Source organism: Tomitella biformata AHU 1821 (assembly GCF_000524475.1).
Lineage (GTDB): Bacteria > Actinomycetota > Actinomycetes > Mycobacteriales > Mycobacteriaceae > Tomitella > Tomitella biformata.
This window is the reverse complement of the sequence record NZ_BAVQ01000009.1, coordinates 34,591-58,789: the sequence shown is the minus strand read 5'-3', so window position 1 is coordinate 58,789 and position 24,199 is coordinate 34,591. Positions and strand designations below refer to the sequence as shown.

At 70.2% G+C, this 24,199-nt stretch carries 18 protein-coding genes; 10 read left to right on the top strand and 8 right to left on the bottom strand.

The features are described 5' to 3' along the window. The first annotated feature begins 9 nt into the window (after window positions 1–9). On the top strand, window positions 10–1,059 hold the full coding sequence (locus tag TBIF_RS06000) for an iron-containing redox enzyme family protein (protein WP_024793945.1): 1,050 nt from the start codon (window positions 10–12) through the stop codon (window positions 1,057–1,059). Window positions 1,060–1,091: 32 nt separating this feature from the next. Here the strand turns inward: TBIF_RS06000 and TBIF_RS05995 are convergent, their stop codons facing one another. After that, window positions 1,092–1,739: a HemK2/MTQ2 family protein methyltransferase gene (locus TBIF_RS05995; protein WP_024793944.1), complete on the bottom strand. Its 648-nt coding sequence runs from the start codon at window positions 1,737–1,739 to the stop codon at window positions 1,092–1,094. Between the two features lie 142 nt (window positions 1,740–1,881). Further along, a complete protein-coding gene (locus TBIF_RS05990) occupies window positions 1,882–2,646 on the bottom strand; it encodes a DeoR/GlpR family DNA-binding transcription regulator (protein WP_024793943.1) in 765 nt (254 codons plus the stop codon). Between the two features lie 189 nt (window positions 2,647–2,835). On the opposite strand from TBIF_RS05990, the gene tal reads away from it, so the two are divergent. Genes tal through TBIF_RS05960 form a run of 6 tightly spaced genes read left to right on the top strand, consistent with a single transcriptional unit; the run spans window position 2,836 to window position 10,801 of the window. Then, window positions 2,836–3,960: a transaldolase gene (tal, locus tag TBIF_RS05985; protein WP_024793942.1), complete on the top strand. Its 1,125-nt coding sequence runs from the start codon at window positions 2,836–2,838 to the stop codon at window positions 3,958–3,960. A gap of 1 nt (window position 3,961) precedes the next feature. After that, window positions 3,962–4,981 carry a phosphogluconate dehydrogenase (NAD(+)-dependent, decarboxylating) gene (gene gnd, locus TBIF_RS05980; protein WP_024793941.1) on the top strand — a complete coding sequence of 340 codons (1,020 nt, stop codon included), beginning with the start codon at window positions 3,962–3,964 and terminating at the stop codon, window positions 4,979–4,981. Further along, window positions 4,978–6,648, top strand: coding sequence for a glucose-6-phosphate isomerase (gene pgi / locus TBIF_RS05975; RefSeq protein WP_024793940.1), 1,671 nt, complete (start codon window positions 4,978–4,980; stop codon window positions 6,646–6,648). Before gnd ends, pgi begins: the two co-directional genes overlap by 4 nt. 58 nt (window positions 6,649–6,706) lie before the next feature. After that, window positions 6,707–7,801 carry a pyridoxal-phosphate dependent enzyme gene (locus TBIF_RS05970; protein WP_024793939.1) on the top strand — a complete coding sequence of 365 codons (1,095 nt, stop codon included), beginning with the start codon at window positions 6,707–6,709 and terminating at the stop codon, window positions 7,799–7,801. After that, a complete protein-coding gene (locus TBIF_RS05965; protein WP_024793938.1) occupies window positions 7,801–9,342 on the top strand; it encodes an FAD/NAD(P)-binding protein in 1,542 nt (513 codons plus the stop codon). Before TBIF_RS05970 ends, TBIF_RS05965 begins: the two co-directional genes overlap by 1 nt. 13 nt (window positions 9,343–9,355) lie before the next feature. Continuing rightward, window positions 9,356–10,801 (top strand): type III PLP-dependent enzyme domain-containing protein, encoded by a 1,446-nt coding sequence (locus TBIF_RS05960; protein ID WP_024793937.1) that lies wholly within the window; start codon window positions 9,356–9,358, stop codon window positions 10,799–10,801. Window positions 10,802–11,128: 327 nt separating this feature from the next. On the opposite strand, the gene rffA is transcribed toward TBIF_RS05960, so the two are convergent. Together rffA and TBIF_RS05950 are read right to left on the bottom strand one after the other, a co-directional pair. Beyond that, entirely contained in the window at window positions 11,129–12,268 is a 1,140-nt protein-coding gene (gene rffA / locus TBIF_RS05955; RefSeq protein ID WP_024793936.1) for a dTDP-4-amino-4,6-dideoxygalactose transaminase, read from the bottom strand. Continuing rightward, window positions 12,265–13,230, bottom strand: coding sequence for a glycosyltransferase (locus TBIF_RS05950; protein WP_024793935.1), 966 nt, complete (start codon window positions 13,228–13,230; stop codon window positions 12,265–12,267). The genes rffA and TBIF_RS05950 overlap by 4 nt, the downstream gene beginning before the upstream one ends. Before the next feature lie 135 nt (window positions 13,231–13,365). Between TBIF_RS05950 and TBIF_RS05945 the strand changes: the two genes are divergently transcribed. The 3 genes from TBIF_RS05945 (at window position 13,366) to TBIF_RS22955 (ending at window position 17,699) form a co-directional block, all read left to right on the top strand. Further along, a complete protein-coding gene (locus TBIF_RS05945; RefSeq protein WP_200182808.1) occupies window positions 13,366–15,555 on the top strand; it encodes a glycosyltransferase family protein in 2,190 nt (729 codons plus the stop codon). Continuing rightward, window positions 15,552–15,983 (top strand): GtrA family protein, encoded by a 432-nt coding sequence (locus TBIF_RS22960; protein ID WP_038170023.1) that lies wholly within the window; start codon window positions 15,552–15,554, stop codon window positions 15,981–15,983. Before TBIF_RS05945 ends, TBIF_RS22960 begins: the two co-directional genes overlap by 4 nt. 96 nt (window positions 15,984–16,079) lie before the next feature. Then, window positions 16,080–17,699, top strand: coding sequence for an LCP family protein (locus TBIF_RS22955; protein WP_235174530.1), 1,620 nt, complete (start codon window positions 16,080–16,082; stop codon window positions 17,697–17,699). A gap of 17 nt (window positions 17,700–17,716) precedes the next feature. Here TBIF_RS22955 and gcvH read toward each other — a convergent pair whose 3' ends face one another. The 4 genes from gcvH to TBIF_RS05915 all read right to left on the bottom strand — a co-directional run bounded on the left by gcvH (window position 17,717) and on the right by TBIF_RS05915 (window position 23,971). Beyond that, window positions 17,717–18,115 (bottom strand): glycine cleavage system protein GcvH, encoded by a 399-nt coding sequence (gcvH, locus tag TBIF_RS05930; protein ID WP_024793933.1) that lies wholly within the window; start codon window positions 18,113–18,115, stop codon window positions 17,717–17,719. Between the two features lie 30 nt (window positions 18,116–18,145). Next, entirely contained in the window at window positions 18,146–19,234 is a 1,089-nt protein-coding gene (gene gcvT, locus TBIF_RS05925) for a glycine cleavage system aminomethyltransferase GcvT (protein ID WP_024793932.1), read from the bottom strand. A 23-nt stretch (window positions 19,235–19,257) separates the two neighbouring features. Then, on the bottom strand, window positions 19,258–22,158 hold the full coding sequence (gene gcvP, locus TBIF_RS05920; protein ID WP_084611565.1) for an aminomethyl-transferring glycine dehydrogenase: 2,901 nt from the start codon (window positions 22,156–22,158) through the stop codon (window positions 19,258–19,260). Between the two features lie 208 nt (window positions 22,159–22,366). After that, a complete protein-coding gene (locus tag TBIF_RS05915; protein WP_024793930.1) occupies window positions 22,367–23,971 on the bottom strand; it encodes an ABC transporter substrate-binding protein in 1,605 nt (534 codons plus the stop codon). Window positions 23,972–24,199: the final 228 nt, after the last annotated feature.

Genomic DNA, 24,199 nt, shown 5'->3' with positions numbered 1-24,199 from the left:
GTGTCCTCCATGCAAATCGATCTGGAAGCCCCGCGCGGCACGCGGATGCCGATGCCGAGCGCGCGTGGTCCGCTGAGCGCGCATTTGATTGCGGTGCTCTCCGGCCTCGAAGCGAACCCAGGTTTCGCGGCCGCCGCGCAGGCACTGGTGGATGGGAATCGCGATCATCGCTGGATTGTCTTCGACGAGGACGCCCAGTTGTCGCTCACGATACTGTACGAATTGCATTTGCAGGGGCTCAGCGAGGTGTCGGACCGGTGGGAGTGGGACCTCGACCTGCTCGCGGGCCGGGCTACTTTGGAAGCCGTGTTCGAGGCCGCGCTGCGCGAGATCGGAGCTGTACCCGCCGAGGATGGCCCCGAGGCTGTGGTGCCGCGCCTGTGGGAGATGACGGCCCCATCCGCCGGGCCGGGCATGTCCACGTTCATGGCGCGGGAGGCGGACGTCGAGCAGTTCCGTGAGGTGCTGATCCATCGATCCCTCAACCAGCTTCGGGAAGCCGACGTCCACACGCTCGGCATCCCGCGGCTCGCGGGGGCGCCGAAGGGCGCGTTGGTGGAGGTGCAGGCGGACGAGTACGGAGGCGGCCGCCTCGAGCGGATGCACTCCACGTTGTTCGCGACGACGATGCGCGAGCTCGGCCTGTCGAGCCAATACGCGCACTATCTCGACCTTGTCCCTTCGGTGACGTTGGCGAGCTTGAACGCGCTATCCCTCTTCGGGCTGCACCGGCGTCTACTGGGGGCGTTGGTGGGGCACCTGTGCGCGGTGGAGACCACCTCCTCCGCGCCCAGCAAGGACTACAGCGCGGGTCTGCGGCGCTTGGGCTTCGGCCGGGCTGCGACGCTGTTCTACGACGAGCACGTCGAGGCGGACTCGGTGCATGAGCAGATCGTTGTCCGCGACCTCGCTGGTGGTCTCGCGCAGCAGCGTCCCGAGCTGGCGGCGGACATCATCTTCGGCGCGGCCGCGTGCCTTGCGCTCGACGACCTGCTCGGCGCGCACATCACCGGCTGCTGGTCGAGGGGCGAGAGCTCGCTCCGCGCCCCGGCCGTGTGACGCGCTGACGCCGTGCTACTTGGTGGCGCGGACTACTTGGTGGCGCGGAGCACCAGCAACCCCTCTGTGCGCTCGCCCGGGCGGATCAGTCCGCGCGCCTCGAAGAGCTCCGCGCGAGCGGAGAGCACTCGCCCAAAAGGGATGTCGACTTGAGCCGCGACCTCGACGGACAATCCTTGCTCCTCGAGCATCGACCAGGTCTTGGCCACGCCATTGAGCGCAGACTGCGCCAGCAGCAGCACCCCGCCCGTGGCGAGCACCTCCGGCGCCTGCACGCAGATCTGGTCTAGCAGCAGGCGCCCGTCCGTGCCGGCGTCCCAGGCGCGTGCGGAGCCGCGCGTGGGCAGTGTGTCCCCGTGCGCCGGGACATACGGCGGGTTCGACACCACCACGTCGAACAGCTCATCCCGAACGGGTGCCGTGAGGTCGCCGCGCAGCACGCGAACCCGATGCCCGTGCAGCCGGGAGTTGACCCAGGCGGTGGCCAGCGCGCGCCGGGAGATGTCGATCGCGGTGACGTGTCCGGCCCCGCAGTCGGCGGCGCGCACGCTCAGGGCGCCGGTCCCGGTGCAGAGGTCCAGCAGTCGGGTCCCGCTACCCAGTTTCTCGTCGGCCAGCACGTCGGCGAGCAGCCAGGTGTCTTGCTGTGGGGGGTAGACGCCGGGCAGGCGGAGCAGCATGGGGCATCCTCACGGTCGTGTGGCTGGCTGGGCGATGACGTGACCGGCTCACCATGCGAGTATCGCTGAAATCGCCGCTGTGTGGGTGCTCGCCGGTAGATCTCGCCGGTGGTGTGGCCCGGCGGTCCCGGGGGATTCGCAGCTACGCCTCAATCGGGCAGCGAGTCAGGCGCGGCCCGTAGTCGGCGGCCACGTCCTCGGGCATCTCCGCGTCGGTGAGGATCGTGTCCACCTCGTCGATGGCGGCGATCTTCGCCAGGGTGCGGCGGCCGAATTTCGTGCTGTCGGCGACGACGACGGTGCGCTGGCCAGCCGCGATCATGGCCCGCTTGATCGGCACCTCGAGGGTGTTGGTGTTGGTGATGCCGGCGCGCGGGTCGACGGCGTCGGCGCCGAGGAACGTCACGTCGGCGGTGTAGTCGTCGAAGAAGCGGAGCGCGTGCTCGCCGATCAGGGTGAAGACGGAGTCCAGGAGTTCGCCGCCGGTGACCAGCAGACGCATGCCCGGAATCGTGGCGACGAACTTGCAGATGCGCAGATCATTGGTGATCACCGTCAAGCCCTCGCGGTGCCGAAGCGCTTGCGCCACAGCGTAAGTGGTGGATCCACTGTCGAGGATCACCGTGTCGCCGTCGCGCACGTGGTCGGCGGCGGCGCGGGCGATGGCGGCCTTCTCTGCGAGCTGCGTGTCCCGTTTGAGCGCGTAGGGCAGCTCGATCACCGCGCCGGGCGTGGGCCGGGCTCCGCCGTGAGTGCGCTGCACGTGGCCGGCGCGGGCGAGGGCGTCCAGGTCTCGGCGGATCGTCGAGGCGTCCACCTCGAACCGGTCGGCCAGGGCCTTGGCCTCGACGTACCCGTCGGCGAGCAGTTGGTGCAGGATCTCCCGCTGCCGCGTGCTCGACGTCATGGTGCCCCCTGTTGTGCCCGATCGTGGTGTGGTCGCCTGCGCCAAAACGCGCATGTCTGCGCTGTCTGCGGTGGCAATGCTACCGGGAGGCAGCGTAGACCGTTGACATCACTCCGCCTCAGTTGCATGATTGCGTGCAGTTGATGCACGGATTCGTGCAAGCATTGGTCAATCGCAAAGGGGTCTTGCATGCAGAACTCGGTGGAGCAGCTGGCGGACGCGGGCGTCGCGGTGTGGCTGGACGATCTGAGCCGGACGCGCTTGCGGTCCGGCGACCTCGAGCGACTGGTGCGCGAGCAGGGGGTGCGCGGGGTGACGACCAACCCTGCGATCTTCCACGCGGCGATCACCGGCGGCGGGGCCTACGACGAGGCGCTTGCCGACCTCGCCCGATGCGGCGCTGGGCCCGCGGAGGCAACGCGGAGGTTGACCTGCCAGGACGTGCGGGCGGCCTGCGACGTGCTGGCCGCGGTCCACCGGGAATCGGGCAGGCGCGAGGGCTGGGTCTCCATCGAGGTGGACCCCGGGCTGGCCCACGACGCGGTCGGCAGCCTCGCCGAGGCGCGACTGCTGCGCTGGCTGATCGACCGCCCGAACGTGATGATCAAGATCCCCGCCACCGTCGAGTGCCTCCCGACGATCACGGCGTGCCTGGCGGAGGGCATCAGCGTCAACGCCACGCTCATCTTCTCGGTGGCGCGGTACGAGGCGGTGTCGCTCGCCTTCCTCGAGGGCCTGGAACTGGCCCGTGCGGCCAGCCGCGACTTAGGCGGGATCTCCTCCGTCGCATCATTTTTCATCAGCCGGATGGACAGCGAGATCGATTCCAGGCTGGACGCGGTGGGCACCAAGGAGGCGCTGATGGTGCGCGGGCACGCCGCGATCGCGAACGCGCGCCTAGCCTACGAGCGCTTCGAGGCGCTGCTCGCGACGCCGCGCTGGCAGTCGCTCGCGGAGGATGGGGCGCGGCCGCAGCGGCTCCTGTGGGCGTCGACCGGAGTCAAGGACCCGACGTTCGACGACACCCGCTATGTGATCGACCTCGTCGCCCCCGACACGGTCAACACCATGCCCGAGTCGACGCTGCACGCCGTCGCGGACCACGGCGTCGTGCGTGGGAACAGGGTCAGCGACACCTATGGCGACGCCCGGCAGGTGTTCGGCGACCTTGCCGCGCTCGGCATCGACTACACCTATGTGGTCACGCTGCTCGAGCGCGAGGGGATCGCAAAGTTCCAAGAATCCTGGCGGGCGCTGCTCGCCTGCGTCGGGGAGAGCCTCGACGCCCTCCACAACCAGAGCAAGGTGGCCTGACATGCAGATCGGGATTATCGGCGCGGGCCGGATGGGCGCGAACCTGGCGCGGCGGCTTATGCAGGCGGGGCACAAAGTCGTCATCCACGACAAGGACTGGGACGCGGCGGCGAGCCTGGAGGCCGAGGGCGCGGAGGCGGTCGCCCGGGTCCGGGAGCTGGCGGCTCGGCTTCGGCAGCCGCGCGCGGTCTGGGTGATGGTGCCTGCGGCGGTGACCGACACTGTGGTCGCCGAGTTGGCGGGGGTCCTCGACGAGGGCGATGTGATCATCGACGGCGGCAACTCCCACCACCGCGACGGGGCGCGGCGCGCAGGAGAATTGGCCGAGCGGGGCATCGACTTCCTCGACGTGGGCACCAGCGGCGGGGTGCACGGCCTCGACCGTGGCTACTGCCTCATGATCGGCGGGGAAGCGCCGGTGGTTCAGCGGCTGGACCCCATTTTCCGGGCCTTGTCGCCGGGCGTCACCGCCGCTCCGCGCACCCCGGGCGGGCCGGACGCGCCGAGCCCGGCGGAGCACGGCTACCTGCACTGCGGCCCGGCCGGGGCGGGGCACTTCGTGAAGATGGTGCACAACGGCATCGAGTACGGGCAGATGGCCGCACTGGCCGAGGGCCTCGCGATCCTGCGCGGCGCCAACATCGGGGCGGCCGACCGCGCCGCCGACGCGGAGACCGCGCCGCTGGCCAACCCCGAGGCTTATCAGTACGACTTCCAGGTCGACGAGATCGCCGAGGTGTGGCGCCGCGGCAGCGTCATCGGGTCCTGGTTGCTGGACCTGACGGCAGAGGCGCTGCGCGCGGATCCCAAGCTGTCGGAGTATTCCGGCCGGGTGTCGGACTCCGGCGAGGGGCGCTGGGCTGTGCAGGCCGCCGTCGACGAGGGCATCCCCGCCCACGTGCTCACCGCCGCGCTGTATCAGCGGTTCAGCTCCCGTCAGGAGGGTGAGTTCGGGGACAAGGCGCTGTCCGCGATGCGCCACGCCTTCGGTGGCCACGACGAGAGGCCGGCAATCCGATGAGCATCACCACGACTGCGCACATCACCACGACGACGATCTCACAGACGGCACAGTGGCGGGCGCTCCAGGAGCACCACCTGGCGATGGAGTCCGCGCACCTGCGGGACCTCTTCGCCGCGGACGCTGGGCGGGGGGCGAGTTTCACCGCCGAGCACGACGGCATCTATCTCGACTACTCGAAGCAGCGGATCACCGCTGAGACCCTCGATCTGCTGGCAGAGCTGGCGGAGGCCGCAGGGCTGGGCGAGGCGATCGAGGCGATGTTCGCGGGCGCGCCGATCAACAGCACGGAGGACCGGGCCGTGCTGCACACCGCGCTGCGGCGGCCCCGCGGCGATGTCCTTTCGGTGGCCGGGCAGGACGTGATGCCGCAGATCCACGGGGTGCTGGACCGGATGGCCGAGTTCGCGGAGCAGGTGCGGGGCGGGCACTGGCTCGGGTTCACCGGCCGGCGCATCCGCACGGTCGTCAACATCGGCATCGGCGGCTCCGACCTCGGCCCCGCGATGGCCTGCCGGGCCCTGGTCGACTTCGCCGACCCGGACCTGGAGATGCGGTTCGTCTCGAACGTCGACGGCGGGGACATCACCGAGGCGCTGGGCGGACTCGATCCCCACGAGACGCTGTTCATAGTCTCGTCGAAGACGTTCGGCACCATCGAGACCCTCACCAACGCGGAGACCGCGCGCGGCTGGCTGCTGGCGGCGATAGCCGACCCCGCCGCGGTGCGCAGCCACTTCGTCGCGGTCTCCACCAACACGGCCGCGGTGGCGGAGTTCGGCATCGCCGAGGCCAACATGTTCGAGTTCTGGGACTGGGTGGGCGGCCGCTACTCCCTGCCCTCGGCCATCGGGCTCTCGCTCATGATCTCCATCGGCCCGGCCCAGTTCCAGGACTTCCTGGCCGGCGCGCACTCGATGGACCAGCATTTCCGGAGCGCCCCGCTCACACAGAACCTGCCCGTGCTGCTGGCCCTGCTGGGCATCTGGAATCGGAACTTCCTCGGCGCCCAGACCCATGCGGTGCTGCCGTATGACCACCGCCTGGCGGCCTTCCCCGGCTACCTGCAGCAGCTGGACATGGAGAGCAACGGCAAATCCGTGGACCGCGGCGGCAACCCGGTCGACATCGACACCGCGCCGATCGTGTGGGGCGCGCCGGGCACCAACGGCCAGCACGCGTTCTTTCAGCTTCTGCACCAGGGCACCACCCTCACACCCTGCGATTTCATCGGAATCCTGCGGCCCGCACATGAGCTGGATAATCACCACGATCTGTTGATGGCGAACTTCTTCGCGCAGACCCAAGCGCTGGCGTTCGGCAAGACGGCGGCGCAGGCCCTCGGCGACGGTGTCGCGCCGGAGCAGGTCCCGCATCGCACGTTCCCCGGGAACCAGCCGACCTCGACGATCCTGGTCGACAAGCTCACGCCCCACGCGCTGGGCGAGTTGGTCGCGCTCTACGAGCACAAGGTCTTCACCCAGGGCTGGATCTGGGGTGTCGGCTCGTTCGATCAGTGGGGCGTCGAGCTCGGCAAGACCCTCGCGAACCAGATCCTGGACCAGCTGCAGGGCACTGCGGCGCCCGACGCGCCGGTGCTGGACAGCTCCACCGCGGCGCTCGTGACCAGGTACACGGCGGCGGAACGGGTAGGCGTCGGGGGCTGAGGCCGGGCCTCTCGGTAAGTCCTGCGACCCGGGGCAACCGTGCGTACCATTTTGAAATATGGGAAAACACCGTGCGAGTGAGGTCGGCGGAGACAATGACGGGACTGCGCTGCCCGGCGTCGTGTCCGGCATGCGGGGCCTGATCGGGAACACCCCGTTGATCAGGCTGGACCGGCTTTTTCAAGGCTCGCCCGCGCAGGTTCTGGTCAAGTGGGAGCGGATGAACCCCGCGGGCAGCGCGAAGGACCGGGTGGCCGACGCGATGATGACCGCCGCGATGGCCCACAGCGGGCTGCGGACCGGCGGGCACGTGATCGAGTCCACCTCCGGCAACCTCGGCGTCGCCCTCGCCCAGCAGTGCTGCCTACGGGGCGTGACGTTCCACGCCGTCGTCGACCCGCGCACCAACCCGCGGCAGGTGGACCTGATGCGGGCGTATGGGGCCGATGTCATGCGGGTGACCGAGCCGGATCCGGTGAGCGGGGAGTGGCTGCCCGCGCGGATCGCGGCGGTCAGCGCGGCGCTGGCCGCGCATCCGGGCTGGCACTGGCCCAACCAGTACGCGAACCCCGTGAACCCCGCGGCGCACTGCGCCGGCACCGCCGCCGAGCTGTGGGCGCAGGCCGGCAGCCCGCCGGACGTCGTGGTCGTCGCGGCGTCCTCGTGCGGCACGCTCTCGGGCCTGCGGGACTACATCGACAGCCGTCAGGTCCCCACCCGTCTCGTGGCTGTCGATACCCGGGGCAGCATCATCTTCGGGGCATCGAGCGGGCCGCGGCGCTTTCCTGGGATCGGCGCCGGCGTGATCCCCACCCTGGCGGGGCGGGCCCGGCCGGACGACGTCGTGATGGTCTCGGACGAGGATTGCGTCGCGGGCGCCCAGCTGATGCTGCGGCGCGAGGCACTGCTGTGCGGTGCCTCCGGCGGCGCGGTGGTGGCGGCGGCGGCCCGGATCGCCGCGGGCCTGGCGGCCGATCAGACGGTGGCGATGCTCGCGCACGACGGCGGAGAGGCCTACCTCGACACGCTCTACAACCCAGACTGGCTCGAGCGCGAGCTGGGTCTTTCGCCGGCGGGGGTGGACGAGATCGTGGGCGCGCTCGCGCGGCGCGCCGAGCCTGCCGCCGCGGGCGCGCTGGCGCAGCCGGCCTGATGGGCGGCTCGATCGCGCTGGTCGGCGGTGGCCCGCGCGCGGTGTTCGCGTTGGAACGCCTTGTGGCGCACGGCGTGTGCGCGGCTGCGACGACGGTGACGATCTTCGACCCGTCCACGGACCTCGGCGTCGGGGCGGCCTATGAGGCTGACCTGCCGGGCTGGGCGCGCTTGAACCTGCGGGCCGACGCCATCGACGCCGGCCTGGCGGTCCCCGGCGGGCCGGCGCGGCTCCTGCCGTCCTTTGAGGACTGGCGGCGGGCGACCGGCGCGCACGACGGCGACCAGTTCCCCGCGCGGGCCCTCGCGGGGCGCTATCTGACGGCGATGGCCGGTCGGCTGGCCGAGCACTGGGGCGATCGGCTGTGCCACGTGCGGGAGTTCGCCCTGCTGACCGAGCCTGATCAGCGCGCGCCCGGGCGGTGGCGAATCCAGACCGGCCAGGCGTCGTACGGGAACTTCGACGAGGTGCTGGTCCTGACCGGCCACGCGCCCACCTGGCCGGGACAGTTGCCCGGACGGGTCGAGGGTGTCGCGGCGATCCAGGCGCTGCCGCTGCCGAGCCTGGTTGCCCGGGCGGCGGACGTGGCGGGCCCGCAGGCCGCAGTGCTCATCCGCGGCGCGGCGCTCACGGCGATCGACACTGCCCTCGCATTCACCTCCGAGGGCGGGGGCCAGCGCCCGCGGCTCACCTGGTGGAGTCGGACCGGCCGTCTCATGGAGGCCAAGCCCGGCGACGTGGTGCGGGCGCGGCTGCGCGCGGCGATGCCCGTCGGCGGACCGGAGGCGTGGGCGGGCGAGCGGCCGCTGGGCCCACTGATCCAGGACGCGGCGGCGATGCTCCTCGGCCCCGGGCGTGCGGGGGAGATCGACCGGGAGTGGGCGCGGCTGACGGCACCCGTGAGCGTTGCAGGAGACGTGACCGCGCAGGCGCTGCGCCGGCTGCGCACCTCCATCTCCATCGCCAGCGGGCGGCGGCCGCCAGATGCCCGCTGGGCGCTCGGAGAGGCCTGGCGCTGGCTGTATCCGGTGGTGGTCGCGCGCGCTGAGCAGGACTGCGGCCCGCACCCCGCCGGTTGGCCCGGCTACCGAGAGCTGAGCCCGGAGCTCGAACGGCTGGCGTTCGGCCCGCCCCTGGTCAACGCGCGCATCCTCGCGGGGCTGTTGGCGTCCGGCCGCCTGCGGGTCCGCGCCGGGGGCACCCTCCCGGACGCGGTGCGCGCCACCGGCGCCGGGCTCGTGGTGGACGCGGTGCTCGCGCCACCGGGTCTGCACCTGGGGTCGGCGCTGTGGTCCGCGCTGGCCGAGCGTGGCCTGGCCCGGACTAGGGGCGCGCGCCGGGGAGTCGACGTGGACGGGCAGGCCCGGGTGATCGGGGCCGACGGCGCGCCGGTTCCGGGGCTCTCTGCGGCGGGACGTGTCACCGAGGACGTCGTCATCGGCAACGACACGCTGACCCGGGTCCAGCATCCAGGACTGGACCGCTGGGGCGCCCGGATGGCGGCCCGGCTCGGCTCGGACCTCAAGATGAGTGTGAGATGACGGAGGAGCTGTGATGGACGAGCACGCCGCGGGCCCAGCGCCCGGACTCCGGGACGCGATGGCGGGGCTGGTGCCGCTGCCGGGCCGGCTGCGGCCATGGCAAGTCGAGACGTTGGACCACGTGGGGCTGGCCGAGCTGCTGACCGCGCACGGTTCCCCCGTGAACCTCATCGACCCTGAACCGTTGACAGCGAATGCGGCGGCCTTGGTGGCGGCCGGGGCCGAGCTGGGGGTCACGGTCCGAATTTGCTTCGCGCGCAAGGCGAATAAGGCACTGGCTCTGGTGGATCAGGCCGCCGCCGCGGGCCATGGCATCGACGTCTCCAGCGACGACGAGTTGGCGCAGGTGCTCGCCCGCGGGGTGGAACCAGAAAAGGTCATCCTGACTGCGGCGGTCAAGCCCGCGCGGGTGCTGGACCGTGCGATCCGCGCAGGGGTGGCGATCTCGGTCGACAGCGCCGACGAGCTGGCGGCGATCCGGGCGTGCGCGGCGGCTAACGGGATCTTTGCCCGCATCGCGCCGCGCGTGGCCCCGGACCTGCCGCACCGGCCGCTGTCGCGCTTTGGCCTGCCGGTGGGCGAGGTCCGCGGGCTGCTCACGGATCCCGGCGCGCACGTCGAGGTTGTCGGCTTGCACGTGCACCTGGACGGCTACGACATTGGCGACCGAGTCGTCATGCTGCACCGCATGCTCGACCTGGTGGAGCAGACCGGGGCCACGCTGCGCTTTGTCGACCTGGGCGGCGGCATCCCCATCCGCTACCTGGACGACCCCGCTCCGTGGCAGGAGTTCTGGCAGGCGCACCGAGCGGGCCTGCTGGGCGACGGGCCCGAGCAGACGTGGCGCAATAAGGGCCTCGGCCTCGCGGTCCACGGCGGACAGATCCACGGTGCGCCTGCGGTGTACCCGGCCTGGCAGGAGACGATCGTCGGTGACTGGCTGCGGCAGATTCTGGACGGAACCCCTGCGGGCGGGGCAGGAGAGAGCGCTGCCGTCCGCTTGCGCCGACTGGGGTTGGCGCTGCAGCTGGAGCCGGGGCGCGCGCTGCTCGAGGGCTGCGGACTGACAGCGGCCCGGGTGGAGGCGCGCAAGCAGCTGGCGGACGGCTCGTGGCTCGCGGTGCTGGCAATGAACCGAACCCAGTGCCGGTCCGCGGCGGACGACTTCCTTGTGGACCCGATCCTGCTGCCCAACCCCGATCCCGCGGCGGACCGCTCGCCGGCGGCGGAGGGCTTCCTGGTGGGCGCGTATTGCATCGAGGCAGAGCTGATCACGTTGCGGCGCATGCGCTTTCCCCGTGGACTCGCGGTGGGGGACATCGTGGTATTCGTCAACACCGCCGGCTACCTCATGCACATCGTGGAGAGCGCCTCGCACCAGATGCCGCTGGCCCGCAACCTGATTCGCGTCGGGGCCGGGTGGCAGTTAGATCCGCTGGATGGCCTTCCCGATCGGTAAGAAGTAATTGAAAGTTGTTGAATGCGACAAATTTGTCTATGGTAGAAAATATCCAACTATCTGAAAGGGATGCATCATGCTGCTCGGATCTCTCGGACTGGCCGTTGTTGGCCTGCTCATCGGCCTCGGAATCATTCTTTAATCAGCGCAAAAATGCTCGGATGGCCCCCGGAATTCCGGGGGCCATCTGCGTTTGAATTGTTCGCCACCTAAGACGCGAACCGGTCGCCGCCCGTGACGGCCGGCTTTATCAGCTGGCGGTGATCCTCGCGTTCATTGGCGCCCCTGGCCCATTGCGGCCGGGGGCGATCCGCATTCCACCCGGGGTCACCTGCTGTACGCGATGACCCCGTCGACGACGCGCGCCACCTGGTCATCCGGGAGGTCGGGCCACAGGGGCAGCCGCAGGATGGTCGAGGAGAACTCGGCGCTGCGCACGCAGGGCACGGGCGTGCGGCCGTACTTCTGGCCGGCCCGGCTCGAGTCCAGCGGGATGTAGTGGAACGGCGCGGAGACCCCGCGCTGCGCGAGGTGCGCGATCAGGCCATCACGCAGGTCCGGGCTGGGCATGCGCAGGTAGAACAGGTGCGCCGTGTGCCCCCGCTCGGGCGGGATGGTCATGAGGTGGACGTCGCGGCGGAGCGCCCAGTCCGACAGCTCGGCCCGGTAGATGTCCCACACGCGGTGCCTGCCGGCCTGGATGGTGTCGAACTCTGCGAGCTGCGCGTCGAGCACCGCGGCGTTGAGCTCGCTGGGCAGGTAGCTGGAGCCGATGTCCTGCCAGGAGTACTTGTCCACCTGGCCCCGCAGGAAACTCGCCCGGTCGGTGCCCTTCTCGCGGATGAGCTCGGCCCGGCACATCAGCTTCTCGTCGGTCAGCAGCAGTGCCCCGCCCTCGCCGCAGTGCACATTCTTGGTGTCGTGGAAGCTCTGGGTGCCGATGTCGCCGATGGTGCCAAGGATGCGCCCGCGCCAGGTTCCGCCGAGCCCGTGCGCGTTGTCCTCGATCAGCGAGATGCCGTGCTGCGCCGTCAGTTCCAGCAGCGGCGCCAGGTCGACAGCCACCCCGCCGTAGTGCAGCGCCACCACGGCCTTGGTGCGCGCGGTGATGGCGTCGGCGACGGCGGCCACGTCGATGTTGCCGGTGGCGAGGTCGATGTCGACGAATACGACCGTCGCCCCGCGCAGCGCCACGGCAGTCGCGGCGGAGGTGAAGGCGAAGCTGGGCACGATCACCTCGTCGCCCGGGCCCACCTGCAGCAGCAGCGCCGCGAGCTCGAGGGCGTGGGTGCAGGATGTGGTGAGCAGGGCGTGCGGCGCGCCGGTGATCGCCCGCAGGCGAGCGGTCGCGGAGCCGGTGAACGGGCCGTCGCCGTGCACGTGGTCCGAGCCGAGCACCACGGCCACGTTCGCCAGCTCGGCGGCGGCTCGGAACGGCCGGCTGAAGAGGATGCGCTCGTCGGTCATTCGGCGATGCCGGGCCGGGGTGCGTCGACAGTCAGGTAGAGGGGCTTGCCCACCAGGATGTGCAGAGCCACCCCGAGGTATTCGGCGATCAGCCCGAGGGACAGCAGGGTCGCCCCGGAGCACACCAGCAGCACCACGACGATCGACGCCCAGCCCTCCGGGTTGGCGCCGCCATCCGCGAGCGCCTGGACGATGATCACCACGGCCATCACCGCGCCGACGATCGTGAGGGTGATCCCGAGCAGGCTGACCAGGCGAAGGCCGCGAGTCCCGCTGCACAGCACCATCTTCCAGAACAGCGCGAACAGCCGCCGGTAGTTGTAGCCGGACTCCTCACGGCCCTCCGCGCGCAGGACGACGGGCACCGTGGCCGTCTCGCCCACCACCCAGGTCAGCGCCACGTCGAGGTAGGCGCCGTTGGCGGCGACATCGGCCAACTGGCGGCCGATGTCGCCGCGGATCAGCCGGAAGCTCTCGAACCGGGTCGACGCGGGGAACGCGAACACGGTGGACAGCACCATCTTTGCGCCGCGGGAGGTGAGGTTGCGCAGCAGCCCGTGCGGGCGGGTGTTGGTGGGGCTGGAGTACACGAGGTCGGCGCGGTCGGCGATCGCCGCGTCGAGGAACGCGCCGATGAACGCGGGGTCGTGCTGCCCGTCCTCGTCCATGGTGGCGATCCACTCGCCGCGCGCCGCCGCCAGCCCGGCGATGGTCGCGGCGTCCTGGCCGAAGTTGCGGCTGAGCCACACCACCCGCACTTGGCCGAAGCGGCGCTCCAGGTCGAGGAGCACCCGGTCCGACTCGTCGGGGCCATGGTCGTGGACCAAGACGATCTCGTCGACGGAGAACTCCGCGCCGCCGGGGGTCACGCAGGGGCCGGCAAGTGCGTCCAGCTCGTGGACCAGCGCGGATATTGTCTGCTCTCCCTGATACACGGGTACCACAATGGAGATCGAGTGCACCGAATCTCCTCCCGGGCGCTGTGAGAACTACGCCGCCGCGAACAATAACACGCGCCGTGATGGCCGTCTCACAGCGCTGTTAACGTGCACATCACGAGCGTGCACACGACAAGGTCCTCGCTGGCCGGATTGGATATGAGGGTGGAGATCCGCGAGGTGGCCAGACGGGATGTGCATCGGTGGGGCTTGATCACCGTCGCCGGAATTATCGTGGGATACCTCGCCGTGGTGCTGGCGAACGCGCGGCACTTCTACACCGACGACACGGAGTCCCAGTACGCCCCGATGTGGGTGATGGTGGGCCGCAGGCTGCGCGACGGCGACTTCCCTTTGATGGTCCCGGAGCACTGGATGGCGGGCAATAACACGATCGAGGAGGTGGGGCTGCTCAACCCGCCCCAGCTGCTGATCGACCTGATCGCGCCGTCCATCGACAACCTTGCTTTGTACGCCACCGTCGTGAAGCTGGTCTTCGCCGTGATCCTCGGCCTCGGCGTCTACCGCATCTGTCTCGAGTACGGGTCGAAGGCACCGTGGGCGGCGGTGGCGGGCGTGTCGATCCCCTTCACCGGCTTCCTGCTGTTCTTCGACGAGGCCAGCTGGATGACGGCCTTCACCGGCACCGCGTGGGTGGTGCACGCGTGGGCGTCTGGGGTCCGTTACAGCCGCGGGCGTAGCGGGCCCATCCCCACGTTTGTGTTCCTCTACCTGGCCATGTCGGTGCAGTACGTCTTCCCCGCCGTGGAGGCGGGCCTGATGATCGGCGCGGTCGCCATCGGGGAGGTCGTCTACCAGCGCCGCTGGCAGCCGTCGGTGCGGCTGCTCACCGTCTCCGCGTGCGCCGCGCTGGCCGGTCTGCTGACCTACCTGCCGAGCCTGCTGTCCGCGCAGGTGACCTGGCGCGGCACCTCGCAGATCAACAATGACCCGTTCCTGACGGTCCCGTGGTCGGAGTCTCTCAACGCCAGCCTGCCCAGCACCCTGCCGGCGTTCACGTCCTGGTGGGGCTATGTCCAGCCGATGCCAGTGGTCTACATCGCCTGGTTCCTCATCCCGGCGCTGGCGTTCATCGACTGGGGCAAGGCCCGGTCCGCCGCGCGCGAGCTCACCGGCGTCGCGGTGTTCACCGTCATCATGCTGATGTGGACCGCCGGTCCGGGCTCGATCGGCCCCCTGCGCTGGCCGGCCCGGGTGCTGCCGATGCTCGCGATCGGGCTGCTGGTGCTGGTGTGCGTGCTCCTCGGCCGCTGCGCCACCACCCGCGATTGGCGTCGCCGGGCGATCGCGGCAGGGGTGCTCGTGGCGCTGCTGCTGGTCCGCTCCGCATCGGCGGCGCCGCACCGGCTGGGCTGGCACCTCGTGGCCGTGCTCGTGGTGCTCGCGCTCGGGGCGGCGATGCTGTGGCTCGGCCACAACCGGGGCGTCGCCGCGGCCTGCCTCCTCGCCATCGTGGCGGTCCCGCCGATCGCCTACGCCCAGGTCAAAGGTGTCCAGCCGACCCCGATGAGCTGGAACCTGCCCGAGGTGCGCTCGGAGATGATGTCCGCGTTCCCCGACTTCGAGGGCACCACACTGCAACTCGCGGACCGCGCCCTCATCGCGCCCGGCGAGAAATCACTCGACGGCGCATACGGCTCCCTGGCGTTCGGCCACTACGCGAAGAATCTGGAACTGGACTACACCAGCGGCTACACGCCCAACGGCTACTACTGGTTCGGTGAGATGCTCTGCATGCGTTGGGATATGAGTGTGTGTCCCGACGCGTTCCGGCGGGCCTTTACGGTGGAGCCGACCACCGGGCGCACCGTAGTGGACCTGATGAAGGTGGACCGCGTGGTGCTGCAGCGCGCCCTGTATCCGGACGCGCGGGGCCAGGCCGCGCCCGACGGCTGGAAATGGGTCGACTACCCCGGCCACGAGCAGCAGATCTCGGTGCTCGAACGGGTCGATGGCCCCGTCTCCACTCGCGATGGTCGGATCGCGGATACCCAAGGTGTGCAGGCGATCTCGTTGGGCGAGTCGGATCTGACGAGCCGGGCGCGGGTCAGCTCGGCCGACGGCGGGCGGGTGGTCTTCGCACGCCTGGGCTGGCCGGGTTACCGGGCGACGCTCGACGGCCGCCCCGTGCCCATCGATGTCGTCGCCAAGTCCTTTGTCTCCGTGGATATTCCGGCTGGAACCCAGGACGCGGAGCTGGTGCTGTCCTGGCGTCCGCCAGGCTGGAAGATCGGTGGCGCGGCGATGCTCGTCGGGCTCGCCGGCCTGGGGGTGCTCGAGTGGCTGCACCTGCGCCGCCGCCGCGCGGACCGGATGGCCCCGGCGTGACGGGGGACGCCGGGGCGGAGGTGGACCCCGGCCCGCTATTGCGGGTGGTGCGCCACCAGCCGATTGCGTTCGCCATCGTCGGCGTCGCCAACACGGTGATCGGGTACGTGCTGTTCGTCCTGTGGTCCTGGGTGCTCGACGACGACCGGCTCTACCAGCTCGCGGTGATCCTCGCGTACAGCGTGAGCGTGCTGATCGCCTTCGTCCTGCATCGCACGCTGGTGTTCCGGGTGCGCGGGCACGTGCTGCGCGACCTGATCGCGTTCATCGGCGTCAACTCCGGCGGGCTCGCGCTGAACCTGGTCCTAGTGACGGTGGCGGTGTCCACGCTGGGCGCCCCGCCCCTGCCCGCTCAGGCGGTGGTGATGCTGCTGGTGGCCGGCATCAGTTTCTTCGGCCACCGCTACATCTCGTTCCGCCGCCGGTAGCCGCGGTGCCGTCGGCCTCCAACGTGCCCGATTGACCGGGACCGCTGGGTAGTTCCCGCAGGTCGTCGCACACGAACGGTGGGTACTATTACCGGGGTGTCCCATGACCCAGACCGCGACCCCTCGCCGGCAGGCCACGGCGCTGCCCCCGTGCGAGGGTCCCGGCACCGAGCCGGCCGTCGCCGGGCGACGCCCGCGCGGACCCCGTGGGCCCCGTGGGCCCGCCGCCTCGCGAGGACGCTGACGGCCCTCGTCTCCGTGCTGGTCCTGTGCGTGGTGGGCTTGGCCTGGGCGGTCAAGACCAACCTGGTCTCCGGGTTCTACGTCTCCGACGCGCTCAGCGCCCTGGGCGACGACGCGCCCAAGTCCGCGCACGGCGACGTGAACATCCTGCTCATCGGCCTGGACAGCCGCAAGGCGATGGACGGCAGCGACCTGCCCGCCCAGTTCGTCACCGACGAGCTGCACGCCGGCGACAGCGACGTCGGCGGCTACAACACCAACACGCTGATCCTCCTGCATGTGCCGGGCGACGGCGGCCGGGCCACCGCGGTGGCGATTCCCCGCGACGACTACGTGGCCGTCCCGGGCTACGGCATGCGCAAGATCAAGGAGGCCTACGGGCTGGCCAAGTACGACGAGGGGATCCGGCTGGAGGAGGCGGGGGTTAGCGACCCGGCGACGCTGGAGCAACGGACCCGCGATGCCGGCCGGAAGTCCACTCTCGCGACGGTGCAGAATCTGCTGCAGGTCCCGATCGACCACTTCGCGGAGGTCAATCTCATCGGTTTCTATCACATCGCGCAGGCCCTCGGGCCGCTGACGGTGTGCCTGAACGGGCCGGTCCAAGACGATTTCTCCGGGGCCGACTTCCCCGCCGGCGTCCAGGAGTTGGACCCGTCGCAGGCGCTGTCCTTCGTGCGCCAGCGCCACGGGCTCGACAACGGCGACCTGGATCGGACGCATCGCCAGCAGGCGTTCATCGCCGCGGTGATCGCGAACCTCAAGAGCGCGGGCGTGGTCGGGAACGTCGGCAAGATGCAGTCGCTGCTGGACGTGGTCAAGAAGGACATCGTCCTGGACTCCGGGATGGACCCGGTGGCGTTTGCGACCCAGGCGGGCAATCTGACCTCGGGCTCCGTCGACTTCCAGACCCTGCCCATCGAGGGCTACGAGACGGTCGACGGCCAGGACGTCAACCTGGTCAACCCCGCCCGCCTGCGCGCCGAGGTCGCGAGGCTCTTTGGTGCCTCCAGCGCCGCCGAGGCCGTGGCGCACGGGACGCCGACGGGCAGGGAGGTTGTCGACGTCGTCAACGCCACGCCCCGGGCGGGGTTGGCCGGCGCCACCGCGGACGTACTCGCGGCGGTCGGCTACCAGGTCGGCGAGATCATCTCAGGCACGGAGAAGGACATGACGACGGTGACCTACGGCCCCGGCGGAGAGGCGCTCGCACAGATCCTCGCCGCCAAGTACTGGGTGACCGCGACCGCAGGCTCGTCCCTGCCGGCCGGCAGGGTGACGCTCACGCTCGGGGACGACAGCCCGATGGCACCGCCGCAGTTCGGCGAGATGGAGGAGGTGGCATCGGTGGTGAGCACGACGACCCCGGCGGCCCCGGGAGGCACCGCCGCGACCTCGTCGGATGCGAGCCCGGAGCATGGGGCGGCGGGTGCGCCCATCCGTGCGGACACCGGCGTGCCCTGCGTGGATTGATGCGGCGAGGTTAGTTCTCAGTCCCCGTTCTGCTCCGCGTACTCGGCCGCGGTGAGCAGCTCGCCCGCCGCGCTCGGTCGCACCTCGAACAGCCAGCCCTCGCCGTACGGGTCGGAGTTGACCAGGCCCGGCTCCTCGACCGCGGCGGCGTTGACGGCGGTGATCTCGCCGGTGACCGGCGGGAACAGGTCCGAGACGGTCTTGGTGGACTCGACCTCGCCGCACGACTGGCCGACGGACACCGTGGCCCCGACCTCGGGCAGCTCCACGAAGACGAGCTCGCCGAGCGCCTCCACCGCCACCGAGGTGATGCCGACGCGGACGGGGGCGTCCGGCAACTCGGCGCCGGGCGCGATGAGGATCCACTCGTGGTCGCTGGTGTAGCTGCGGTCATCAGGGAAAGCGTTGTCGGACATGGCGATACCTCTCGGGGTGGTGGCTGCTGATCAGGAACGGCGGTAGAACGGGAAGGCAGTGATCTCGTAGGGAACGCTCTTGCCTCGGATGTCGACGTCGACGGTGGTGCCGACCTCGGACACGGCCGGGTCGACGTACGCCAACGCGATGGGGTGGCCGAGGGTGGGGGACAAGGCCCCGGATGTGACGGCGCCGATGGGCTCGCCGTCGGCGAGGACGGGATAGCCGGCGCGCGCTGCGCGCCGCCCCTCGCCACTGAGCCCGACCAGGACCCGTGCCGGCCCCTGCGCGGAGAGTCGTTGCAGCGCAGCACGTCCCACAAAATCCTTGCTGAGCGCCACAACCCTGCCGAGCCCCGCCTCGTACGGGTTGACGTCGGCAGAAAGCTCATTGCCGTACAGGGCCATTCCCGCCTCGAGGCGCAGGGTGTCCCGGCAGGCGAGGCCTGCGGGCAGCCCCCCGACGGCGAGGGTCGCCGCGAGCAGGCCCCGCCACAGCGCTGGGGCCTGGGCATTCGGCAGATACAGCTCGAAGCCGTCCTCTCCGGTGTAACCGGTGCGGGAGAGCAGGACGTCGACGTCGGCCACCACGGCTGGAGCGGCGGCGTAGTACCGAAGACCGCTGGCTATCGAGGGCTCCGCGGATAGCGACGCCACGATGGACAGGGCGAGCGGGCCCTGCACCGCGATCAGCGCCGTGGTGGCCGATTGGTCCTCCACGATCGCGTCGAAACTCGTTGCCCGGAAACACAATTCCTTGAGCACCGTCGAAGTGTTGGCGGCGTTGGCGACCACGAGGAAGTGCTCGTCGGCGAGGCGGTAGATGACGAGGTCGTCGAGGACCCCGCCGTCCGCATCGCACAGCAGCGAGTACTTGGCGCGGCCGATCGCCACCCTGGACAGCTCGCCGCTCAGCGCGTGGTCCAGTGCTGCGGCGGCGCCGGGCCCGGTCACGGCGATCTCGCCCATGTGGGAGAGGTCGAACAGCCCGGCGGCCGTGCGGACGGCGTGGTGCTCGGTCAGCTCGCTGCCGTACTTCAGCGGCATCTGCCAGCCTGCGAAGTCGGTGAAGTGGGCGTCGAGCGCGCGATGCTCGTCGAGCAATGGGGTGGCGGACATGAGGCCTCCTGGCTGCGGACGAGTTAGGCGTAGTGCTCGGGCGGGGGGCAGGAGCAAACGAGGTTGCGGTCCCCGTGCACGCCGTCGATGCGGCGCACCGGCGGCCAGTACTTCGCAGCGTGCAGGGTCGGCACGGGGTACGCCGCGAGCTGGCGCGAGTACGGCAGCTTCCACTCGTCGGCCGTGACCATCTCCGCAGTGTGCGGGGCCTGGCGCAGCGGGCTCTCGGCCAGGGGCCACTCGCCGCTGCCGACTCGGTCGATCTCGCCGCGGATCGCGATCATCGCCGCGATGAACCGGTCCAGCTCGGCCAGATCCTCCGACTCGGTGGGCTCGACCATGAGGGTGCCGCCCACGGGGAAAGACAGTGTCGGCGCGTGGAAGCCGTAGTCGATCAGCCGCTTAGCGACGTCCTCGGCTGTCACGCCCGTGGCCTTGGTGATGGCGCGCAGGTCGAGGATGCACTCGTGGGCCACCAGCCCCGCCGGCCCGGTGTACAGCACCGGGTAGTGCTCGGTCAGCGAGCGCGCCACGTAGTTCGCGGTGAGGACGGCCGTCGTGGTCGCGCTGGTGAGCCCGTCTGGCCCCATGAGCGCGATGTAGGCCCAGGTGATCGGCAGGATCCCGGCGGAGCCGTAGTTGGCCGCCGAGACCGGCGGCCCGAACCCCTCGGCCCGTGCATTCAGCGGGTCCGCAGGCAAGAACGGGGCGAGGTGCGCGCGCACCGCGACGGGCCCGACGCCGGGGCCGCCGCCGCCGTGGGGGATGCAGAACGTCTTGTGCAGGTTCAGGTGTGAGACGTCGCCGCCGAACTGCCCGGGCTGCGCGAGCCCGACGAGCGCGTTGAGGTTGGCGCCGTCGACGTAGACCTGGCCGCCGGCGTCGTGCACCAGCTCGCAGACCGTCGTCACCTCCCCCTCATACACGCCATGCGTCGAGGGATAGGTCAGCATGATCGCGGCGACCATGCCCTCGTGGGCGGCGATCTTTGCCCGCAGGTCCGCCAGGTCGATGTTGCCGTTCTCGGCGGTGGCGACGACCACCACGCGCATCCCGGCAAGCACGGCGGACGCGGCATTGGTGCCGTGCGCGGACTGCGGGATCAGGCACACGTTGCGGGAATGGTCGCCGCGGCTGGCGTGGTAGTGGTGGATCGCGAGCAGGCCAGCCAGCTCGCCCTGCGATCCGGCGTTGGGCTGCAACGAGACTCGGTCATAGCCGGTGATCTCGGCGAGCCAGTCCTCGAGGTCGGCGATCAGCTCCCGGTAGCCGCGGGTCTGGGCCCTCGGGGCGAGCGGGTGGATGCTGGCGAAGCCGGGCCAGCTGATCGGCTCCATCTCCACGGCGGAGTTCAGCTTCATGGTGCACGAGCCCAAGGGGATCATCGTGCGGTCCAGCGCCAGGTCCTTATCGGAGAGTCTGCGTAGGTAGCGCATGATCGCGGTCTCCGACTGGTATTGCGCGAAGACCGGGTGCTGCAGGAACTTCGAGGTGCGCAGCAGCGCTTGGGGCAGTGCCGGTCCCGGGCTGGGCTCGGCCGCGTCGGCCTGGATCCCGATGCGGAAGGCGTCGACGACCCGCTCGACGATGCCGGTTGTGGTGAGCTCGTCGCACGAGACCGCGACGAAGTTCGGGTCCACCAGTCGCAGATTGATGCCGTCGCGCTCGGCGCGCGCCACCACATCGCGGGCCCAGCCGCGGACCTCGACGAGGACGGTGTCGAAGAACGTGTCGTGGACAATGACGTGCCCGGCGGTACGCAGCCCCTCGGCGATCGAGCTGGCGTGCACGTGGACGCGGGTTGCGATGGCGCGCAAGCCTTCTGGGCCGTGGTAGACGGCGTACATCGCCGCGACATTGGCCAGTAGGGCCTGGGCGGTGCAGATGTTGCTGGTGGCCTTCTCCCGGCGGATGTGCTGCTCGCGGGTCTGCAGGGCCAGGCGGTGGGCGGTCTTCCCGGCGGCGTCGACGGAGACTCCGACGAGGCGGCCCGGGAGCATGCGTTCCAGGCCCGCCCGCACGGCGATGTACCCGGCGTGGGGGCCGCCGAAGAATAGCGGCACGCCGAAGCGCTGCGCCGAGCCGATCGCGATGTCCGCGCCCTGCTCGCCGGGCGGAGTGAGCAGCGTCAGCGACAGCAGGTCCGCGGCGACGGCGGCGAACGCGCCGCGCGCCTTGGCCTGCGCGATCAGCGGCGCGTTGTCGCGCACGGCGCCGCTCGCGCCGGGGGCCTGCAGCACGACGCCGAAGATGTCGCCGTCGGGCAGCCCGGTCGTCAGGTCCGCGAGCACCACGCGGATGCCCATCGGCTCGGCCCGCCCCTGCACCACGGCGAGGGTCTGCGGGAGGCAGTCGGCGTCGAGCACCACCACCGCGGACTCCGGCTTCGCCTTGTTGGCGCGGCGCATCAGCAGCACGGCCTCCATGACGGCGGTGGCCTCGTCGAGCAGGGAGGCCCCCGCCAGCGGCAGGGCGGTGAGGTCCTCGATCAGGGTTTGGAACGTCAGCAGCGCCTCGAGCCGGCCCTGCGAGATCTCGGGCTGATACGGCGTATAGGCCGTGTACCAGGCAGGGGACTCGAGTATGTTGCGCCGCAACACTGCCGGGGTGACGGTGTCGTGGTAGCCCAGGCCGATCATCTGGATGCGCGGCCTGTTCCGCTCGGAGAGCGCACGCAGCGTCGCCAGCACCTCCTGCTCGGTGCGCGCGGACGGCAGGTCCATCGCGTAGGTGCTGCGGATCTGAGCGGGTACGGCGGCGTCGATCAGAGCGTCGAGGCTCTCATAACCCAGCGTATCGAGCATGTGGCGGGCCGCGTCGGCATCGGGGCCGATGTGACGGCCGGGAAACTCGCCGGAGGGTGAATCGAACACGCGGTGGCTCCAGTCTCGGTTCGGCGAATGCAGTTGTGGTGGGCCTGACATTACACAGCCGGGACGGCGGTGGCCCGTTCTTCCGTACGTTAGTCCTAGCATTCGGGCCATCAGGTGTGCTTGGCCCGTCGGTCGCTGGACGGGGCCAGCGACACCTGTGTGGATGCGGGCACGTTGCTGGGTGGGACGCGGTGGCAAACGCGACCGGCGCGGCTCCCAATGGGAGCCGCGCCGGTCAACTGTGGATCGAGAACTTTTACTAGCCGATCCACGCCTTGTCGAACAGGATGACGGTGTCGAGGCTGGGCTTGACGCCGTGCACGTCGTCCTGCCAGGTGATGAAGGTGGCCTGCGCGCCCCAGGACAGGAACGGGACCTCCTCGTTGACCACCGTCTGGATCTTGGCGATGGCCGCGCGCTTCGCGTCGTCCGTGGTCGCCGTCTGCAACTCCTCCAGCGCGGCATCCATCGCCGGATCGGAGAAGCCGAGGGCGTTGGAGGGGGAGGTGCTGCTCAGGGAGCTGTCCAAGCGGATGTAGGGGTCCTGCTCCATGAGGCTGGCGGCGCCGCGGCTGATATCGAAGTCGCGCTCGATGTAGTTGCGCTTGGTGACATCGGTGGCGTTGTTGAGGTACACGATCTCGACATTGAAACCGACCGCCTGCAGCTGTGCCTGCACGGAGAGGGCCTGGGCCTGCGCGGTGGGCGCGGAGAGCGACGTGTAGGTCAGGTGCCCGTCGTAGCCGTCGGCCTTGGCCTCGTCGAGCAACTCCTTCGCCTTGGCCGTGTCCTGGGTGATCGGGGTGCTCTCGGTGTGCCACTTGGACCAGGGCATGAAGATCTCGGACCCGGGCAGGCCGGTGCCGTTGGCGACGCGCTGGTCGATCTGGGCGGGGTCGATCGCGTAGGCCATGGCCTTGCGGACGCGGATGTCGGCGCCGGGGCGGCCTTCGCTGTTGTTGATCATGCCGAAGTTGCCGAGGCTGTTGATCTCCTGCATGCCGACGCCCCCGGCTTCACGGGCCGCGGTGACGGTCTCCGGGCTGCGGAGATAGGCCATCTGGATGCCGCCGGAGTCCATCGCGTCGATCTTCGCCTGGTCACCGGCGATGTTCACAAAGCGAAGCTGGTCCAGGTACGGCTTGCCGCCCCAGTAGTCGGCCTTGGGGGCGAGGACAAGCTCATCCTGGGGGGCGAAGCGCTCGACGGTGAACGGGCCTGCGCCGATCGGGGTGAACTCATCGCCCTGCACCGAGCTGGGCGCCACGATGATGCCGGGGCCGGCGGCCAGCAGCGCGGGGAAAGTGGCCGAGGGCTGGTGCAGATCGAACACCACGGTGTGCTCGTCCGGGGTGGTGGTCGAGGCGACACCCTCCGAGATCAGCTGGCCGTTGAGGCCCTTCTTCTCGACGAAGCGGTCGATGCTCCAGGTGACGGCCTCGGCGTTCAGCGGGGTGCCGTCGCTGAAGTTGACGCCGTCGCGCAGGGTCACGGTCCAGGACGTGAAGTCCTCGTTCGGCGTGATCTCCTGCGCCAACTGCGGCTTGAAGGTGTCATCGACCGGGTCCCAGCGTGCCAGCACGTCGTAGACGGCGCTGAGCTCCGACGCCCCCGTCGCGCCCGACGGCATGGTGACCGTGGGGTCCAGGCTTGCGATGGGCGAGTACGAGGCATAGGTGAGCTTGCCGCCGCTGATGGGATCCCCGCCGTCGGGCTGGTTTCCGATCAATCCCATGGTGGTGGCGTCATCGCTGCCACCGCCCGCGGTGGCTCCATCGCTGCCGCCGCTGGCACAGGACGCCAGTACCAGGCTGCCCAGCACCACGACGGCTGCGATACTCGCGCGGCCTCTTGAACTCAACACGTGTTGTTCTCCTTATTCCTGGTCCGCCGATCAAGGGCGACGGATATTGCGGCACCACGAAGTACCCAGAAATGATCGTGGTAGCCGATCTCCGGCATCCTTTGGCGTTCCGTGGCCCGGGGTTGTCGGGGGTTGTGGCACACAGTGCCCAACGCCCGGTGTCGCCTGGATTGCGGAGTCCTGTTCAGTGAGACCGTGCCGCCCTCATGGGCGGCCCCATTGTCGGAT

What these genes read in the sequence shown, in the direction of transcription:
- TBIF_RS06000 (WP_024793945.1), top strand. Translation starts at nt 10, where the DNA reads ATGCAAATCGATCTGGAAGCCCCGCGCGGCACGCGGATGCCGATGCCG.
- TBIF_RS05995 (WP_024793944.1), bottom strand. Translation starts at nt 1,739, where the DNA reads ATGCTGCTCCGCCTGCCCGGCGTCTACCCCCCACAGCAAGACACCTGG.
- TBIF_RS05990 (WP_024793943.1), bottom strand. Translation starts at nt 2,646, where the DNA reads ATGACGTCGAGCACGCGGCAGCGGGAGATCCTGCACCAACTGCTCGCC.
- tal (WP_024793942.1), top strand. Translation starts at nt 2,836, where the DNA reads ATGCAGAACTCGGTGGAGCAGCTGGCGGACGCGGGCGTCGCGGTGTGG.
- gnd (WP_024793941.1), top strand. Translation starts at nt 3,962, where the DNA reads ATGCAGATCGGGATTATCGGCGCGGGCCGGATGGGCGCGAACCTGGCG.
- pgi (WP_024793940.1), top strand. Translation starts at nt 4,978, where the DNA reads ATGAGCATCACCACGACTGCGCACATCACCACGACGACGATCTCACAG.
- TBIF_RS05970 (WP_024793939.1), top strand. Translation starts at nt 6,707, where the DNA reads ATGGGAAAACACCGTGCGAGTGAGGTCGGCGGAGACAATGACGGGACT.
- TBIF_RS05965 (WP_024793938.1), top strand. Translation starts at nt 7,801, where the DNA reads ATGGGCGGCTCGATCGCGCTGGTCGGCGGTGGCCCGCGCGCGGTGTTC.
- TBIF_RS05960 (WP_024793937.1), top strand. Translation starts at nt 9,356, where the DNA reads ATGGACGAGCACGCCGCGGGCCCAGCGCCCGGACTCCGGGACGCGATG.
- rffA (WP_024793936.1), bottom strand. Translation starts at nt 12,268, where the DNA reads ATGACCGACGAGCGCATCCTCTTCAGCCGGCCGTTCCGAGCCGCCGCC.
- TBIF_RS05945 (WP_200182808.1), top strand. Translation starts at nt 13,366, where the DNA reads ATGAGGGTGGAGATCCGCGAGGTGGCCAGACGGGATGTGCATCGGTGG.
- gcvH (WP_024793933.1), bottom strand. Translation starts at nt 18,115, where the DNA reads ATGTCCGACAACGCTTTCCCTGATGACCGCAGCTACACCAGCGACCAC.
- gcvT (WP_024793932.1), bottom strand. Translation starts at nt 19,234, where the DNA reads ATGTCCGCCACCCCATTGCTCGACGAGCATCGCGCGCTCGACGCCCAC.
- gcvP (WP_084611565.1), bottom strand. Translation starts at nt 22,158, where the DNA reads ATGTCAGGCCCACCACAACTGCATTCGCCGAACCGAGACTGGAGCCAC.